The sequence below is a fragment of the Nonomuraea sp. SYSU D8015 genome, assembly GCF_008065375.1.
Classification (GTDB): domain Bacteria; phylum Actinomycetota; class Actinomycetes; order Streptosporangiales; family Streptosporangiaceae; genus Nonomuraea.
Window position 1 is genome coordinate 18,900 of the sequence record NZ_VJYI01000045.1, and the last position, 15,704, is coordinate 34,603.

General features: G+C 68.0%; 21 protein-coding genes and 1 pseudogene. 8 read left to right on the plus strand and 14 right to left on the minus strand.

Annotated features, from left to right (window positions below):
* Positions 1-274 precede the first annotated feature (274 nt).
* The 9 genes from ID574_RS63330 to ID574_RS57730 form a co-directional block, all read right to left on the minus strand.
* On the minus strand, positions 275-796 hold the full coding sequence (locus ID574_RS63330; RefSeq protein ID WP_223168164.1) for a DUF6283 family protein: 522 nt from the start codon (positions 794-796) through the stop codon (positions 275-277).
* Positions 797-1,025: 229 nt separating this feature from the next.
* The gene (locus ID574_RS57695; protein WP_188197575.1) at positions 1,026-1,544 is read right to left on the minus strand and encodes a hypothetical protein; all 519 of its coding nucleotides are present in this window, start codon (positions 1,542-1,544) and stop codon (positions 1,026-1,028) included.
* Between the two features lie 136 nt (positions 1,545-1,680).
* Positions 1,681-1,992, minus strand: coding sequence for a hypothetical protein (locus ID574_RS57700; protein ID WP_188197576.1), 312 nt, complete (start codon positions 1,990-1,992; stop codon positions 1,681-1,683).
* Between the two features lie 92 nt (positions 1,993-2,084).
* Positions 2,085-2,300 carry a hypothetical protein gene (locus ID574_RS57705; protein WP_188197577.1) on the minus strand — a complete coding sequence of 72 codons (216 nt, stop codon included), beginning with the start codon at positions 2,298-2,300 and terminating at the stop codon, positions 2,085-2,087.
* Between the two features lie 47 nt (positions 2,301-2,347).
* Positions 2,348-2,770 carry a hypothetical protein gene (locus tag ID574_RS57710; protein WP_188197578.1) on the minus strand — a complete coding sequence of 141 codons (423 nt, stop codon included), beginning with the start codon at positions 2,768-2,770 and terminating at the stop codon, positions 2,348-2,350.
* Between the two features lie 201 nt (positions 2,771-2,971).
* On the minus strand, positions 2,972-3,412 hold the full coding sequence (locus ID574_RS57715; protein WP_188197579.1) for a hypothetical protein: 441 nt from the start codon (positions 3,410-3,412) through the stop codon (positions 2,972-2,974).
* A 53-nt stretch (positions 3,413-3,465) separates the two neighbouring features.
* Positions 3,466-4,245, minus strand: a complete 780-nt coding sequence (locus ID574_RS57720; RefSeq protein ID WP_188197580.1) for a hypothetical protein — start codon at positions 4,243-4,245, stop codon at positions 3,466-3,468.
* 116 nt (positions 4,246-4,361) lie between these two features.
* Positions 4,362-4,793 (minus strand): hypothetical protein, encoded by a 432-nt coding sequence (locus ID574_RS57725; protein WP_188197581.1) that lies wholly within the window; start codon positions 4,791-4,793, stop codon positions 4,362-4,364.
* A gap of 92 nt (positions 4,794-4,885) precedes the next feature.
* A complete protein-coding gene (locus ID574_RS57730; protein ID WP_188197582.1) occupies positions 4,886-5,383 on the minus strand; it encodes a hypothetical protein in 498 nt (165 codons plus the stop codon).
* Between the two features lie 551 nt (positions 5,384-5,934).
* On the opposite strand from ID574_RS57730, the gene ID574_RS57735 reads away from it, so the two are divergent.
* Both ID574_RS57735 and ID574_RS57740 read left to right on the plus strand, forming a co-directional pair.
* Positions 5,935-7,164 (plus strand): coiled-coil domain-containing protein, encoded by a 1,230-nt coding sequence (locus ID574_RS57735; RefSeq protein WP_188197583.1) that lies wholly within the window; start codon positions 5,935-5,937, stop codon positions 7,162-7,164.
* 68 nt (positions 7,165-7,232) lie between these two features.
* Entirely contained in the window at positions 7,233-7,394 is a 162-nt protein-coding gene (locus ID574_RS57740; RefSeq protein ID WP_188197584.1) for a hypothetical protein, read from the plus strand.
* A gap of 73 nt (positions 7,395-7,467) precedes the next feature.
* Here ID574_RS57740 and ID574_RS57745 read toward each other — a convergent pair whose 3' ends face one another.
* Complete coding sequence (locus tag ID574_RS57745; RefSeq protein WP_188197585.1) at positions 7,468-7,725, minus strand: hypothetical protein; 258 nt, start codon at positions 7,723-7,725, stop codon at positions 7,468-7,470.
* Between the two features lie 149 nt (positions 7,726-7,874).
* Between ID574_RS57745 and ID574_RS57750 the strand changes: the two genes are divergently transcribed.
* Positions 7,875-8,087, plus strand: a complete 213-nt coding sequence (locus ID574_RS57750; protein ID WP_188197586.1) for a hypothetical protein — start codon at positions 7,875-7,877, stop codon at positions 8,085-8,087.
* A 43-nt stretch (positions 8,088-8,130) separates the two neighbouring features.
* On the opposite strand, the gene ID574_RS57755 is transcribed toward ID574_RS57750, so the two are convergent.
* The 3 genes and pseudogenes from ID574_RS57755 to ID574_RS62640 all read right to left on the minus strand — a co-directional run.
* Entirely contained in the window at positions 8,131-9,150 is a 1,020-nt protein-coding gene (locus ID574_RS57755; protein ID WP_188197587.1) for a sensor histidine kinase, read from the minus strand.
* Positions 9,147-9,689 carry a winged helix-turn-helix domain-containing protein gene (locus ID574_RS57760; RefSeq protein WP_270094326.1) on the minus strand — a complete coding sequence of 181 codons (543 nt, stop codon included), beginning with the start codon at positions 9,687-9,689 and terminating at the stop codon, positions 9,147-9,149. Before ID574_RS57760 ends, ID574_RS57755 begins: the two co-directional genes overlap by 4 nt.
* 61 nt (positions 9,690-9,750) lie before the next feature.
* Positions 9,751-9,903: pseudogene (locus ID574_RS62640) on the minus strand (hypothetical protein); the annotation flags it as partial.
* 115 nt (positions 9,904-10,018) lie between these two features.
* On the opposite strand from ID574_RS62640, the gene ID574_RS57765 reads away from it, so the two are divergent.
* Positions 10,019-10,975 carry a DUF1259 domain-containing protein gene (locus ID574_RS57765; RefSeq protein WP_223168165.1) on the plus strand — a complete coding sequence of 319 codons (957 nt, stop codon included), beginning with the start codon at positions 10,019-10,021 and terminating at the stop codon, positions 10,973-10,975.
* A 583-nt stretch (positions 10,976-11,558) separates the two neighbouring features.
* Positions 11,559-11,753 (plus strand): hypothetical protein, encoded by a 195-nt coding sequence (locus tag ID574_RS57770; protein WP_188197588.1) that lies wholly within the window; start codon positions 11,559-11,561, stop codon positions 11,751-11,753.
* A gap of 396 nt (positions 11,754-12,149) precedes the next feature.
* Here ID574_RS57770 and ID574_RS57775 read toward each other — a convergent pair whose 3' ends face one another.
* Positions 12,150-12,470, minus strand: coding sequence for an STAS domain-containing protein (locus tag ID574_RS57775; RefSeq protein WP_188197589.1), 321 nt, complete (start codon positions 12,468-12,470; stop codon positions 12,150-12,152).
* Between the two features lie 793 nt (positions 12,471-13,263).
* Here ID574_RS57775 and ID574_RS57780 point away from each other — a divergent pair.
* From ID574_RS57780 to ID574_RS57790, 3 genes are all read left to right on the plus strand, one after another.
* Positions 13,264-13,740, plus strand: a complete 477-nt coding sequence (locus ID574_RS57780; RefSeq protein ID WP_188197590.1) for an Hsp20/alpha crystallin family protein — start codon at positions 13,264-13,266, stop codon at positions 13,738-13,740.
* A 364-nt stretch (positions 13,741-14,104) separates the two neighbouring features.
* Positions 14,105-14,524, plus strand: coding sequence for a CBS domain-containing protein (locus ID574_RS57785; RefSeq protein WP_188197591.1), 420 nt, complete (start codon positions 14,105-14,107; stop codon positions 14,522-14,524).
* Positions 14,521-15,483 carry a hypothetical protein gene (locus ID574_RS57790; protein ID WP_188197592.1) on the plus strand — a complete coding sequence of 321 codons (963 nt, stop codon included), beginning with the start codon at positions 14,521-14,523 and terminating at the stop codon, positions 15,481-15,483. The genes ID574_RS57785 and ID574_RS57790 overlap by 4 nt, the downstream gene beginning before the upstream one ends.
* Positions 15,484-15,704: the final 221 nt, after the last annotated feature.

Sequence of the window (15,704 nt, forward strand, 5' to 3'; positions counted from 1 at the left end):
CTCAAACGGTGCACATCTCCATCAAATCATCTCGGTAGGCAGCAACGTTCGAGGGCACCTGCGGAGCTCTCTCCACCCCTTGACCAGAGGTGAGGATGCACCGGTCTCATGTGGTGGAAAACGGACGGCCCCAGCAGGCGGCGTCACATCGCCGAACCTTTACAGCATCGTCCAAGACTCCAGGCGTGCCCCACGTCTGGATGTGCGTAAGCCTCCCGCATTCCCTGTCGCGGCATCTCCTCCGATCAAGGTCATCAGGTCACGGATCTGATCGTCATCCATGTCCGGTCTTATCCGTGTCGGCGTGGGCATGACGCATAGGAGGGTTACGGGACCACCCGGAACGCCCCATCGGTGGCTGCGACGAAGTCTCGGCACGATGTGGATGTCCGGCGCGACGAAGCTGCTCATCACGGCTGGCCAGCAGATCCGCGAGCGAGGGATGAAGCGGGGGCCAGGTCCGGGTGTCGGGGTAGAGCGCCTGCGGGGCGAGCACACCGAGGACCAGGTACATCCTCATCCGTGTGTGGTGAGGGCCGACGACCGCGAGCCAGCCGGCACACAGACGTAGCGGGTGGGCGACGCTGGCCGGTGAGTCCTTGTGGCAGGCCATGGGAAGCGCGGCCATCGCTGCTCTATCGTCCTCTGGGGTGCCATGAGCATGGCGGACGCCGCGCTGAGCTTGTGTGAGGCACGCCATGTCGGATTCGCTGAACTGGGTCAGGTCAGCGTCTTTCCGCCAGGGACACCTGCGAATGCCCGAACACGGATAGTCGCGAAACTCTACCTCTTCCACAGATCATCGCCTCTTCGCCGATCGCCGACATGACAGGGATACTGAGCCGCCACGAAGATCGGCAAGCTGCCGATCACACCTGCTGCGGGCCCGGCGGTCTCTTTCACGGGCAGTCTCATCACCGCGGCATGGTGCGGCGATTGATCGCTTCGCTGTCGAGCCAACAGTCCTCTTCTCGCTCTGCGTCGTGCTGGCGAGATGGCCGCATTCGACCACGTGGACGACCTCATCATGGCCGAGGCTCGACAGGCGCGTACACGCCGATGTCGACCAAGTGATCCTCGACGTGCTGAATGGAGGGGAATTGCGCGCCGTCGTCGGGGTGACGGCATGGCTCCGATGACGGTCCGCGGGTCAGTTCCAGGATGACGCCGGGGGCGTAGGTGTCGGGGCCGGTCATCGAACCGTTGGTGGCGGTGTAGGTGTATGAGGTGGCGACCACCCAGCCCTGCTCGGACTGCACCAGCGGAGTGCGCCATCCCCCGCAGCCAGCCGCCGCGGCCATGCGTTCGGCGGCGAACGCCTGGGCGGCTTCGAGGGTGCTGCCGCTGCCGCGCGCCCATGACTCACCGTCAGGGCTGGTGATGGTCCACGAGCACGGCGTTTCGGGAGCGGCGGCGACATGGAGCGTCCAGCCGCGCAGGCGGCCGGTGATTCCGCCGCCGCACCGGGCCTCCCATTCAATGGGAGGTGTGGCGACATGACGCAGAGGCCAGTAGGGGTAGATCCTCTTCGGGACGGGTCGCATGTCGGTTCTCCTGGCGGTGAGTGGTGGTTGAGGGCCGATGCGGATCTTGGCTGGCGGCCTGCTCTCTGGCAGGAGCCTGGCAGCGGTCCTGCCCGAAGGCGCAAGCTGTCCGCGGATGTTGCGTGGGCAAGAAGGCTCAGGCGGCTGGCTGAGGGTGTTGGTAAGCGCGCGCTGACTGGGAGCCGAGCGCGAGGTAGCAGTTCCAGCACAGGTCCTCGTCGCGGAACTCTACGACCGGCACGGCGTCCCCGCCGTCGCACTGGAGCAGGTACGTTCGCCCACAGGCGATGATCGTGCGTGGCTTCAGGCAGGTGAAGATGTTATCCGGGTTAGGTCGTTCCACGGGGCGCAGCGGGCGCACCACATGAACCTTCCGGGACGGCGCGCGGACGAAGAACATGAGCTCGTCGACGTGCTCTTGCAGGTATCGCTCAAGGTCGCGGGTCACAATCTGAACCGGTGAGGGTCGATGACGGGGATGCCACCCCATGCTGGCGGCCGTGCCGCGTACAGCGAAGCACGCATCGGTGGCTGGGGGTCCTAGGGCGAATCCGAGAGGGCTTGGAAGCGCGCAGAGGCGGGCGGCTGCCGAGCGCCGTGGCCGCCCAGGTTTCCCTCGGCGATCTCCTGCAGGATGTAGCGGATCCTGCTCACCATGTCGCGGTCGGCGCCGTTGAAGGCGTCCGGCCACCTCTCCAGGTGGTTCAGGAGGCGCGCGCTGGTCACTTCGGCGGGGTGGCGCCGGTCTCGATTCATCGTCTCTCCTATCGTGATCCGCCCGCGTGGTCCGGGGCTGGATGATCTCAATGATCCGTGGTCGGCCAGGTGCACATGCGGTCGATCGCCCACAGCGTCGGCAGGTTGGGGTGGTGGATCATCAGGTGTTCAACGATCGCCGCGGCGGTCTCCGGCCGGGGATCAGACTCGATCGGGAACTTCTGGCGACATTCCTTCCCCGGGCAGCGCAGCCACTCCATCACGACGGGAGTGCTGCGGGGCTCGGTGACGTGTCCACAATCGTCCTCCAGGCACACTCCCGCGAGCAGGGGTACACCGGGCAGATAGCCCTCTTTGTAGACGGCCAGTTCGTAGACGGATGAGGTGGGGCCGAAGTCGTCGCCGCCGCACGCCGGGCAGCGCATCCGCTCGTCCGGAAGAAGCTCGGCCGCGCCGATGTGGACGGCTACCCGGGCACGCAGGTCCTCGAGGTCGGTGTCGTGTCGCAAGGGGAATCGGCTCCTCTGGTCAGGAGGGAAGGGGACAGATGTCGGTGGTAGCGGCTTGGGGCGGAGCGAGATGCGGTGCGAGCAGCCGTAGAGGTGACCTCGGCGAGCGTTCTCGCGGTATCGCTGTGGCCCCGGTGGGCCGGAGGTCAACGTTGGGGAAAGGATCTTGTGCGGGTATGCGGGAGTGCATAGCCGTCAGGGTTATCGGGTGGTTCGTGCCAGGTTGAGGAGGCCAGGGCCGTGTTCGTTCATCCATGCCTCGTACAGGTCGTGCTCTGGGTTGGTGGGCGGCGTGGGCCAGATGGCCCGCCAGCGTAGGGTCCCCTGGTCGACCCAGCATTCGTGCAGATGCTCGGCACCGTCGAAGGTGGTTCCGGGGAGTACGTGCTCGATCAGGGTGAGGGGGTGCCCGTATCGGGTGGTGAGTTCGGCCCAGATGTGGTCGGCGCCGTTGATGATGGACAGGCCCGTGTCCGTCTCGGACACGATGGCGAGATGGCCCGGTGTGTCGCCAGCGTGCAGGGCGTTCCACAGGGTCAGGTGAGCGCATCCCGTACGAGCTGGCATGGTGGGCGCGCGGTAACTCCACCATGGCTGCGCGAGGAGGACATTGGTGGGGCGGGGAAGCGGGCGGATCGACATGGTGTTCCTCGTGGTCATGCTGTTGCGGGGCGGACGTCGAGGGCGGGGTCAGGTCACCTGGTTACAGCGCGCTCGCCATCGCGATGGAGCGCGGCGTCGATCAACTGGTGGGTGCGCTGAGAGCCGCGGGAAGAGAGGCGGACCTTGGTGGTGCCGCGCTCCTGGACGGGCTCCAGCCAGCCCCGCGCCTCCAGAAGGGCCAGCACGTGGTCGACCGCTGCGCAGCTCCAGCCCGTGGACTGGGCCAGGCTGTCGGCATCGTGCGGCCCTACCACAGTGAGCAGCGACCAGGTCACCGCTCGGGTCAGCACATTGACCGGCACGCGATCGATAGTGCGAACATCTGGGCGGCGCAGCAGCCGGGCGAGCGCTCCGCGCTGGTACCTCAGGGAGGCATCGATAATGCGCCCGCAGCGGATGCATCGGCAGTGGCCGCTCCACTCGATGGTCGGCTGGCAGGCGGCGCCGTCGCGGGTGCAGGTCTCGAATCCGTCTTGGTAGCTGCTGTTCTCGCACGCGCAGGTGAGCACGCCGTCGTGGTCAAGGGTGGGACGCTTCCCGTTGCGCTGGACCTCCCCGTGCAGCGCGGCCTCCAGGCTGACCGCGCGCTGCAGGTCGTCGTCGATCAAGATCCAGAACTCCCACCGATGGTGCGGGTGGCCAGCGATGAGGGGCTCCAGCAGAGCAGCGTAGGTGCCCAGCACACCGTCGTCGTCGGCCGGAGTGAGCTGGGTTCCGTCGCGGTACGGCGTCAGGAGCAGCCGCGGGTCATGAGGGGTGTCAGGGGACAGCGCCGGGCGCACCAGGACCTGCGCGTTGAGGAACTCGGGCATTGTCGGGCCTTTCTATGAGTGGGGTCGATGCGGATCTTGCCCGGCGGCGCGATCTGTGCAGGAGCCGACACTTCCGCGCCGCCGGGCTGGGTGATCCCAGCGAGCCGGAGGCTTCGCTAGGCGGAGCGGCGACGCAGCCACCAGAACAGGTGATCCTCCTCGTCGCCGGGTGTCGGCTCGTCCTGTTGGCGGTTGTGCTCGGCGGCGTGCTGCAGCAGCAATTCCATGACGTGACGGCTGCGTGTGCCGTCTGGGTCGAGATTGTCCCCGTCGCCGAACGAGGCGGTCATGAACTCGTACCGGTGCACTGCGGCGGCGATCAGCCTGCACATGCCTGCGACCTCGGCTGCCTGTCGGGCGCCCTCTGCGATCAGCTGATCAATCGTGTCGAAGGTGTGCGCCTTCTGGTGTGCGGTGACCGCTGACTCCAACTGGACCTCCAGCCGGGCAGCGATGTACACGACTTCCATCACGCCGGCGTAGGCCGCCTTCCCGCGGACGAAACGGTTAGCGACTTGTTCATCGGTTAGGACGCGCGGCTTGGACATGCTGGCTCCATGAGAAGGGGTTAGGTCAGGTCGTAGTGCGACGGTCGTCGGCCTTGGCGGCGGCTTGGCCACCGTCCTTCAGGCGATGAGCGTCACTTCGCTGCAGTGCCGACTTCGAACATCTGGGGACCGTGCCGGAAGCCTCGGACGGAGAGATAGACCTTGGGTCCGCATTCCTGGACGAGCTCCAGCCAGCCTCGCTTGTTCAAGCGGTTCAACACGTGGCAGACGACCTCGGTACTCCAGCCAGTGGATCGCGCGAGGTCGTGTCCGTCCTGAGGCCCGGACGCGATCAGGAGTGACCAGGTCACGGCACGGGTCACTGCGTTGATCGGCACTCGATCGATGGTGCGGACGTCGGGCAGCCGCAGGAGCCGCGCGAGCGGTCCGCGCGGGTACCGCAGTGAGGCGTCGATGAGGAGGTGGCATCGGGTGCATCGGCAGTGGCCATCCCACTCGGTGGTGGACCGCCAGGCTGCGCCGGTGCTGGTGGACGGCACAAATCCGTCCTGGTAGGGGGTGTTGCCGCAGGGGCAGGTGAGCACGCCGTCGCCGTCACTGGCGGAGCCAAGGCGCTTGTGCTCGGTCATCGTTGAGGGCCTTTCTCGGGACAAGGTGGGGGGTACGAGGGTCTAGCGGGTGGCTTCCCTCCGGAGTGCCAACTGAAGGAGGAGAGCGGCAACTCTTGATGAGGAAGGGGCTTGCACAGCTTGCTCTTCAGGAGCACCATGGTGTAACCGGTCCAAGTCCGGACGTGACCATCGAGCCACCAGCGAGCGTCACCGAAGCGACGCCGACTCCCCCGCCGTGGCGGTGGTGAGGTCGGCTCCTCGGAGACGTGGGGTAGGCCGCACGGTCGCGTGTCAGATCTGGGCGCGGGGTGGCGAGTTGAGCAAGATCAACTCCTCGACCCCCCGCGGGTGGGACTGGAGTTCCCTGTGAGATCGCCGTGGCGGCAGTCTAGCCGATCACATGGCGATAATGTCGATTCTCGCCATGTGGATCTAGGAAAAATTTTCACGTACGTATATTCATCTCATCTTCTTATCTCGCGTACGTGAATTTATTGGGGCGCAATATGTCGGCTTCCTGTCACGGTGTCCGATACCTGCGAAGATGATCAAGGTCTACACTGGGATCCGTGATCAGCGAGGGCCCTTCCAGCCACTCCGCCGCGCCCTCCCCCGTGCAGCCCGGCGCCGAAGACGTGGCGGCCGCGCCTGGCGAGCCGGCGGGCACCCGCCGCGGCCACAGCGCGGAGTGCCGTCACGAGCCGGCCACCGACGACGAGACTCGATGTGAGCTGACCAGCGGCTGCGGCTACACCAAGCAGCCGCCCGGCAAACGCGGCCCGAAACCCAAGTACTGCTGCAGGGGCCACGCCGACCTGAACAGCCGCGAGACGAATCAGGCTCCTGAGGCAGCCCTCAGCCTGGCAGCCATCAGCGACTTCAGCTCCGCCTCCGACGACGTGGTGGCCGTTCTGACCCTCCTGCCCGGTCAGCTGAGCGCGCTGCTGAGCCCGGTCACCACGGCGACCGATGCGCTGCTGACCCGGCTGGAAGACGTCGGCACCACGGTGCGGACCCAGATCACGGCCGCCAACGCTCGCGAGACGGCGGCTCGTAACGCCGCCGAACGTGACCGCGCCCTCGCGGCGGCCGCCACCAAGGAAGCACGTGAGGCCCTACAGCGGGCTACCGACGCCGACCTGGCGCGGCGCGAGGCCGAAGCCGCGCAGCTAGCCGCCGAGACCAAGCGGGACGAGATCGAGAACAAGCGCGCCGAGCTCAGCAAGGAGCTCGGCGCGGCCCTCACGGCCCGCGACAACCTGCAGAAGGTCGTCGACGGCCAATACGAACAGTTGCTAAGCGTCCGCGCGCAGCTCACGGACGTTGAACGCCAGAGCAACGAGTTGCGGGAGGCGCTGACAGCCCGGGAACAGGCGCTCCGCGAGCGCTCGCACGAACTGCTGGAAGAGCAGCAGCGTGCCGCCCGCCTGCAGCAGCGCCACGTCGAGCTCGCCGCCGACCTCGACAACGTCAGACGCCAGCTGGCCAGCGCCCAGGAGGAAGCCAGGAGCGCGCATGGCGACCGGCGCGCGGCACACGCCCGTCTCGAGACCTCGGCAGAGCAGCTGGGACAAGCTCGCCAGCAGAACGCGGATCTCACAGCCGAAGTTAGCCGTCTCAGTGCCCTGCGCGAAGGCGACCAGGAACGCATCCGCCTCCTCCAGATGCAGGTCGACGACCTCCACGGCCAACGCGAGGAATTGCGCGCCGAGGTAGCCGCACTGCGGGCCGAGCGCGCCTCCTCCTCCGGCGGCGCGGTCGACGTTGACCCATCCCCCCAGGAGCAACCACGTCTGTGAGACGGCGCGAAACGACCGCCCCGCGTTCTAGCGGAGCGACGCGTCCCCCTCGGAGAGCGGAGGCGAACGTGACCGGTCTCTACGACGACGGCGCGCGCTACGGACCGGCTGCCGGCCTCGACGACCACGCAGGGCCGGACATCGAGGAACCGGACATCGGCGGCATCTATGACGACGGAGCTTGCTACGGGCAACTGGCCGCGCGGCGCCCTGGTGAAGACGAGGCATGACCTCGCTCCTCCATCGCCCAGCCGCGTCCCTGTCGCAGATTCCACCGCGCTGACCAGATAACGCATCCGCCCTTCAGCCCTCGGAAGACGCTTCGATGTCGAGGCCGATCTTGTCGAGGCCGAGGTCGGCGACGGACTGAAGGACGTAGGCCGCGCTCTGCTCGGTGAATCGGCCGGGGTCGTCCAGCGTGTCCATCACATGGCAAACGACGTCGCCGATGAGGTGGCTGAGCAGGACCGGAAAGCCTGCTCCGTCCCGCCAGGCTGCGTCTTCGGTGCCGACGCCCCACGGCCGAAGCCGGCCGGTTCGGCGTCCCACACCGGTTGCCAATCGGTGAGGCCGTTCGGGGAGTTGCGCTGGCGAAGGATGTCGCTGATGTACTCAGATGCTCCCAGCCGCTGGCCGCCGACGTCCGCACCCGGCTGGCGGCCTGGCTGGACGAACGCCGCCGACGGTGGCCCAGAACCGCCAACCCGCACATGTTCATCAACGCCGACACAGCCGTGGTGATCAGCCCGGTCAGCGCCTTCTGGATCAATGCCACCCTCGGTATCTCCGCGCAGGCCCTGCGCGAGGACCGCATCCTCGACGAAGCGGCCGCCACCGGCGACGTCCTCAGGATCTGCGACCTGTTCGATGTCACCGTCGAGACCGCCCTTCGCTATGTCAGCTTTCACCGTGGCCGACGTTAACGGGGCGGGCTTTGCCGCGGCTCAGGTGGTTTCCGCTGGTGAGTCATGGTGCTGTGGCAGGGTGAGCCACACGTCGGCGCCACCGCCTGCGGTTGGAGGCACCGTAGTGGCCTCCTGCGTTGCGGGCGATCGCGGCCACCAGGGCCAGACCCAGGCCGGTGCCGCCGGTGGCGCGGGCGGGGTCGGCGCGGGTGAACCGTTCGAAGGCGTGGGGCCGGAAGGTCTCCGGGAAGCCGGGTCCGCGGTCGCGTACGTGGATGGTGATCTGGCCGCCGGTGGTCTGGGTGAGGATCTCGATGGGGGGTGTGCCGTGGTGGAGCGCGTTGTGCACGAGGTTGGTCACGGCTCGCTCCAGCCGGACCGGATCCATCTGGATCTGCAGCCCCGGCGGGCAGTGCAGCGATACTTCGTGATGGCGGGCGGCGACCCTGGCAAGGAGAGGTGAGAGCGGCGTGACAGCGGTGGTGTGGGCCGGGGCCTGGTCGGCTCGGGCGAGCAGCAGGAGGTCTTCGGCGATGCCCACGAGCCGGTCGGTTTCCTGACGGGCCGAGGTCAGGGCGGCGGTGAGTTCGCCGGCGTCGCGGGGGCGGCGGGTGGCCAGGTCTAGCTCGGTTTTGAGCAGACTGAGCGGGGTGCGCAGTTCGTGGCTGGCGTCGGCGACGAAGCGGCGTTCCCGTTCCAGTGCGGCGTGCAGCCGCACGAGCATGGTGTTGAGGGTGTGGGCGAGCCGGGCGATCTCGTCCCGGCTGGGCGGGACCTCCAGCCGGGGGTCGGGGGTGTCCTCGGTGACCGCGGCGGCTTGGGCGCGCAGCCGCTCAACGGGGCGCAGGGCCGCGGCGGCCAGCAGGTAGGCGCCAGAGGTGCTGGCCAGCAGGATGGCCGGGAGCACGGTGAGCAGCTCGCCCCGCAGGTCCTCGTAGGCGGCCTGGGCGGTGAGGTGGATCGACTCGTCTTGCGCCTCGCGGAAGTGGGTCAAGGTGGCGTATCCGGCGCCGATCAGCACCGCCGTCATGGCGAGGGTGAAGACCGCGGTGAGGCGGATCCTCAGCGGCAGATGCTTCATCGCGCCTCCTGAAGGGGTGTGCCGCCGTCGCGGCGCAGCCGGTAGCCGGCCCCGCGCACGGTCTGGATGGCGGCGGTGCCGAAGGGGCGGTCGATCTTGTCGCGCAGGGCGCGGATGTGCACCTCGATGACGTTGGAGTGGCTGCGGCTGGCCAGGTCCCAGCAGTGTTCGATCAGCATGTCGCGGGTCAGGACCGTGCCGGGGTGGCGCAGCAGGGCTTCCAGCAGCGCGTACTCCTTGCTGGTGAGGGTGATCTCGACGGTGCCACGCCACACCTGACGGGTGGCGGGGTCCAGGCGCAGGTCGCCGGCCTGCAGCACGGTCGGGCGGGAGGCGGGGCCGCGCCGGGCCAGCGCGCGCAGCCGGGCATACAGCTCATCCAGCTCGAACGGCTTGGTGAGGTAGTCGTCGGCGCCGCCGTCCAGGCCGCGGACCCGGTCGGCCACGGCGTCGCGGGCGGTCAGCATGAGGACCGGCGTCCACAGGCCGCGGCGGCGCAGGCGGGCGCAGACCTCGAACCCATCGGTGCCGGGCAGCATTACATCCAAGCACCACCGCGTCGAAGGCGGCCACCTCGGTCAGAGCGAGCGCCTGCTCGCCGTCGGCGGCCACGTCGAGGGCGTGGCCCTCCTCGCTCAGCGCCCGCCGCACCAGGGAGCGCATCTTCGGCTCGTCCTCCACCACCAGGATCCGCATCACCCCACCAGCCTGCCCCGCGTTCATGAAGCGCCCATGAACGACCCATCGATTCATCGTGCCCCGCACGGCTTCATCTGAGCTTCATCCCCGGCCACTACCACGAAAGCAGAGGCCAATCTTTGTTCCGGGAGGTGTGATGACAGCGACCCCACGCGTTCGACGGATGGCCGTGGCGGCGGTGGTGGCGTGCGGCCTGGTGGCTGGATGCGGCACAACGATGACAGGCCAGGCGGCGCAGCCGGCCCGGGTCCACGACCAGCACCAGGGTCAGGGCACGCAGGTTCAGCCGATCGACATGGTCAAGACCACCGAGGCCGACTGGCAGCAGGTGACTCGCGCGCTGGGCCGCCCCGGCAAGCTGTCGGCCGACGGCACCGTCTACCGGGTCGGCTTCCCCCGCAGCGATCTGCAGGTCACCTCGTACGGCGTGCGCATCAAGCCGCCCTTCGCGCTCGGCTCCTATGCTGCCTTCGCCCGCTACGCCGACGGCTCCACGATGGTGATGGGCGACCTGGTGGTCACCGAGCCGGAACTGCCCGAGGTGACCGACGCGCTGCAGCGCCGCGGGATCGCGCAGACCGCGGTGCACAAGCATCTGCTGGCCCATGAGCCGGAGGTGTGGTGGAGCCACCTGCACGCGACCGGCCGGGACCCGGTGGCCATCGCCCGCGCCATCCGCTCCGCGCTCGATCAGACCGCTACCCCGGCCCCGGCCGCGCCGTCCTCGCCGCCGCCCCTCGGTTTGGACACCCAGAGGATCGACGCCGCGCTGGGTGCCAAGGGCACCCAGGAGGGCGGGATCTACAGGTTCTCCTTTGCCCGCAAGGAGACCATCACCTCGCATGGCCGGGTGGTCAACGCGGCGATGGGGGTGAACACCGCGCTGAACTTCCAGCCCACCGGCGGCGGCAAAGCGGCCATCAACGGCGACTTCGTCATGACCGCCGGCGAGGTGCAGAAGGTCATCCAAGCCCTGCGCCGCGGCGGCATCGATATCGTGGAGGTGCACCAGCACGCCCTGGATGACCAGCCGCGTCTGTTCTACATGCATTTTTGGGCCCACGCCGTCCGCCTCGCGGGGGCGCTCCGCGCGGCCGTTCAGGCCAGTGCGGTGAAACCGGCGTGAGACGGCGGCGCTGGTGGTGGCTGCTGGCCGCCCTGGCCCTGCTCGGTGCGGCTGCAGCGGTGTTCTTCACCCAACTGTGGGGCCGCCCGACCGTGATCTACCCAGCGGGCGACGCCACCGGCACGGCACAACGCCTCGACTTTGAGGGCATTCCACCCGCCCGGCCGGGTGCCGGCTGGGGCCGAGGTCTACAGCGGCAGCTGGCAGGTACGCGCCGAACCGGCGCCCCGAGCGGAGACCATGCGCTGTGCCAAAGCGGCACCGCCGAGTTTCCGGCGCTCTCCCTCGGCCCGCAGGTCTACCGCGATGTGGACGTCTCCGCCAAGGTCAAGGCGATCTCCGGCACCACCGACCAGGCCGCCGGGCTGCTGGTACGCGTCCCATCTGGTCGAAGAAGTCGCCGACGGTCGCTGCCTGAGGTTCGCCCTGCAGGCCGATCACCGGGCACACCTCGGAGTGCCACATCCCGATTGTCAGTCCGTCCTTCTGACCCTGGCTGCGGTCCTCCACCGGAATCACCTCGCGTGAACCCCTGCCCGGATTCCCGTTGATCATGTGATGGCCGGGGGCCCAAACCCGCTGATTGTCGGCATATCGGCCGGTCGACGACGCCGATCTACGCGGCGCACCCCCAGGGGATCGTCTTGCAGGAGCGATCGACGGCAGGTTGCGGCTGGTCGGCGGGCTGGTGGCGATCGGCAATCGCCCTGCCTGGAAGGCCAGATGCGGCATCGACGCTCTGGCGTGCAGGTTGCGCAAGCACGGCTTCACCGGCTGATCGCATCCATCCGTGGCGTTAGGCGACACGGGTGGATGCCCCATCGCAGCAGACCTGATCAGGGGGCGGCAGGGGATGCTCTCCAGGTCCAGGTGGCGGCTCATGTCGAGCGCGAAGCGCCCACCGGTACAGGTTCAGATGCGGCCAGAACATGGCCGCTGGTAGGTGCCGTGCTCGGGACCGCCAAGCAGTGCAGAACGATCTAGCGGTTCGGGGACGCGCGTATTCCACCATCCTCGTGTCCGAGCATGCAACCGCCTTCGACCAGCCTTTCCGCTTCCTCGTGCAGGGCTTCGATCAGGAGGAACTCCAGGCGCAAATCGGTTGACAAACCTCGCCTCAGCGATCAGATACCACCCCGTGGTGGCTCGGCTCTTGCTCCAACGCGCGAGGTGGTCAGCTGCAGGCCTGTCGCAGATCCGCATACGGCGGGAAAGCGTCGACCAGTTCGGCGAGAGTCAGCAACTTGGCCAGCTGACGCTGCACACCGACCAGGTGCAGGTAGCCGCCGCGCCCCTCGGCCCGCCGCTGCGCGGCGATGAAGGCGCTCAGGCCGGTGCAGTCGCAAAAGCCGACCCTGCTCACATCCACGACAATCTTGACCTGGCCGCGTGCCAGCAGATCATCGCAGGCGCGCAGGAAGATCTGCTCCGTCGCCAGGTCGAGCTCGCCGTCCACCCTCAGGACGGCCACCCCCTGATGGTCATCGACGCGCAAGGCCAGTCGAGTATCAGACAGCTCAGCCTCGCGCCACAGGCCGAAACAAGACACCGCAACTCACACAAAGCACTGCAGAAGCGAACAAGTGATCCCATAGGCTATCCGCTGACAACGCCACGGTCAGTCAAGTCCTGTCACGCTGGCGGTCAAATATCGCGACGCCAATGGCCCGCCGCCAACTGGCGCCGATGTAGGCGATCCAGGGCTCAGCATGCGGGCAAGGGTGCTGCTCCCCGTCCATGGGCTGTCGCCGCCCTGCGGTATCGCTCGTAGAAGCCTTTGACAGGTGCGCACTGGCCGGTGATGTACCCAGGTCAGGCAGCGATGGCGAGTCTCCAGCTGGCGCAGGGCGACGGTATCGAGCCGGGCAGGTTGCCGGTCGGGCGGGAACTGTTCCGATCTGCCGCGGCGGCTGGGACACATCAGCTCCAGCCCAGGTCGGTATCGAGGGGCAACGACATGCCTCGATCAAAGAAGGAGGGGGTTTTGCCCGGACGTCGGTATCCGATGAGCTGCCGGGTGGAAGGTCCTTGGGTGAGCCCTGGAACCCGGGCCGAGGCTGACCAAAGGCGCTCGGCTGACACCGCGGGATCCAGGGCGCTATTGGCTTCAGCTGGTGCCGCACGGCACGGCCGGCCCACGGACGACGCCCGGTTCAAGGCCCGTTCGTTCCGCCTGAGTGTGGAACAGGCCGGCCCGTCCCTCCAGGGCCGACCGTGGCGGCAGGCGCCCGCTGCCGCCCCACATGGATGACCGTTGTGCGCATATTCACATAGGAAGGTGAGGTGTGATGACGCTTCCCGTTCGTCGCCGACCATCGGCGATGGTCCGGCCCGGTACCGCCCTGGGCGCGCGGTGGGATCCGTTCGCCCAGATCGACGATCTCTACGACCGAATGGACCAGCTGATCCAGTCGGCCTTCGGCGGCCCGGTGGAAGGGATGTGGGCGCCGCTGGCCGATCTGAGGGAGACCGATGAGGCTTACGTCGCCGAGATCGATCTGCCCGGGGTGAAGAAGGACGACATCGACGTCGAGATGAACGACCGGGAACTGATCGTGACCGGCGAGATCAAAGAACGGGAAACAACCGGTCGCGTGCACCGCCGCATGCGCCGTGCCGGACGCTTCGAGCACCGGGTCATCCTGCCGGGCGAGGTCGACCCCGAGCAGGTGTCGGCCACGTTGTCCGAGGGGGTGCTCACGGTGACCGTGCCGAAGGCGGAGAGGGCCAGGCCGCGCCATGTGGAGGTCAAGGCCGGCCCTTGACGCCTGCCTGGTCCTTCCCGCGGGACCGAAAGGCCGCCGTCCGCAAGGTCCATTCCATGGCGGCCGGCAGCCTGGGAGCTACCTGCAACGCCACGTCGTGAGTCGACACGCATGTTGTGGTGCGTGCCTTTGCGAAGGGTCTGTCGCCGGACAGCTCTTTACGTCTGGGGCAGGCTGTGTGCCCCTGCGTGGCGTTGTAGAAGGCCGGGATACCTGCTCTGGGCCGCAAAATCGGCGAGAGATGCCCTTCGGCGCCGGCGCATGGGGCAGAGACGAAACGGGAGGTATCGGTGTCCTCCCGCACGCCGACCGGCTGGGGAGGCCTCGCCGACCTCTCGTTGACGTGACCGGCAAAGGAACCGCTATGACACGCCGCGTACGGGACGTGATGACCAGGGATGTCGTGATGGTGAGCGTCGATTCCACGCTGGTGGCCGCGGCTCGGCAGATGCTCGAGCACGGCGTCGGGGACGTGTTCGTCATGGAGGACGGGCGGTTGTTCGGAGTGCTGACCGACCGCGACATCGTCGTACGCGCGATCGCGCGCGGCCTATCGCCCGTGCTGGTGTCGGCGGGCGACATCTGCAGCAGGAAACTGATCACTGTCTCGCCGGACGACGCGGAGTGGTACGCCGTGGAGCTGATGCGCATGCACACGGTGCGCCGGCTGCCCGTGCTCGACCACGGGCGGCCGGTCGGCGTGCTGTCGCTGGGCGACCTCGCCATCGATCTGGAACGCGACTCGGCGCTGGCGGCCATCAGCGCGGCTCCACCGAACACATGAGGCCCCAGCAGCATGCGCCCGGCGGCGAGCCGGTCGTCTCGACCCGCGAGCCCGTGCGCCATCCGTGGCGGCAGGCGACGATCGCGTTGCGCCGGCTTGCCGGCCTCATGGCCGGCTCGTGCTGGCGGCCGATCAAGCGTGTCCTGCGCCGGCCGGGCGCCCGGCTGCTGACCGGCCTGGCCGCGGTGCTGCACTCCTCCGCCCTGGCCTTGGACATGCAGGCACCGAGGGAGGGGCCCGGCACCGGTGGCCGCACGTCGGCTGCGATCAACGCCGATCCCAGCCTCACCCGACGGCAGCGCCGGATGTTGATCGACATCTATGAGTCGTTCCAGAAAAAGAATCAGGACAAGGCCGCGCCGGCGAAGAACGCGGCGGTAGGGCGCTTGGACGCCCATGCCGTACCAGACGAAAGAACAGGATGGCCGATGAATTTCACCGACAAAGTCAAGAAGATCGCCGAATCCAAGCCGTTCTGCGCCGTGGCAGGCGCCGGCGGCTACGCCGTCGACCAGCTGCGCAGGATGAGATCCCGCGACGTTCCGCGCACCGCCCGCACCCTGCCGGGAAGGACGGCCGAGACCATCACCCAGGAACTGCCCGTCAAGGCCCGCAGCTACGCCGACACCGCCGCAGCAAGAGTCACCAAGGTCTACGACGACCTGGCCATCCGGGGGCGTCAGATCGTCAGCAGCGTCAGCGGCCGGGCCGCCCACGAGTTCGAGGACGTCTCCCAAGCGGCACAGCCCAAAGCGCCCCGCGCCAAGGTCCCCGCCCGCAGGCCCGAACCGGTCGTAACCCCCTCACCGGCCAGGGCACCGGCACGCAAGAAGCAGCAATCCGTGGTGCAGCCATCTCCCGCCGAAGCCCCCGTACGGGACACCACATCGACCGGCCCATCAACCACACCGGGAAAGCCAACTCGCCAATCGACTCGCAAGTCCACCCGCAAGGCGTGACCACCGGCGCCCTCCCCCAGCCCGGGTCCCACGCCGTCCAGGCCGTCGAAAGGTCGGCAACCCAGTCCCTCCAAGTGCTTGCGGGGCGTGTGTCTGAGGAGCCCCGCGTTCTCCGGACAGCTTCCTGATGATCACTTCATGCTGCGAGCTGCCGGCTCAGGTACTCGTTGTGGACCTCAAGCGGAGTCCGATACCCGTTTGCGGAATGAAGCCTGCGCCGA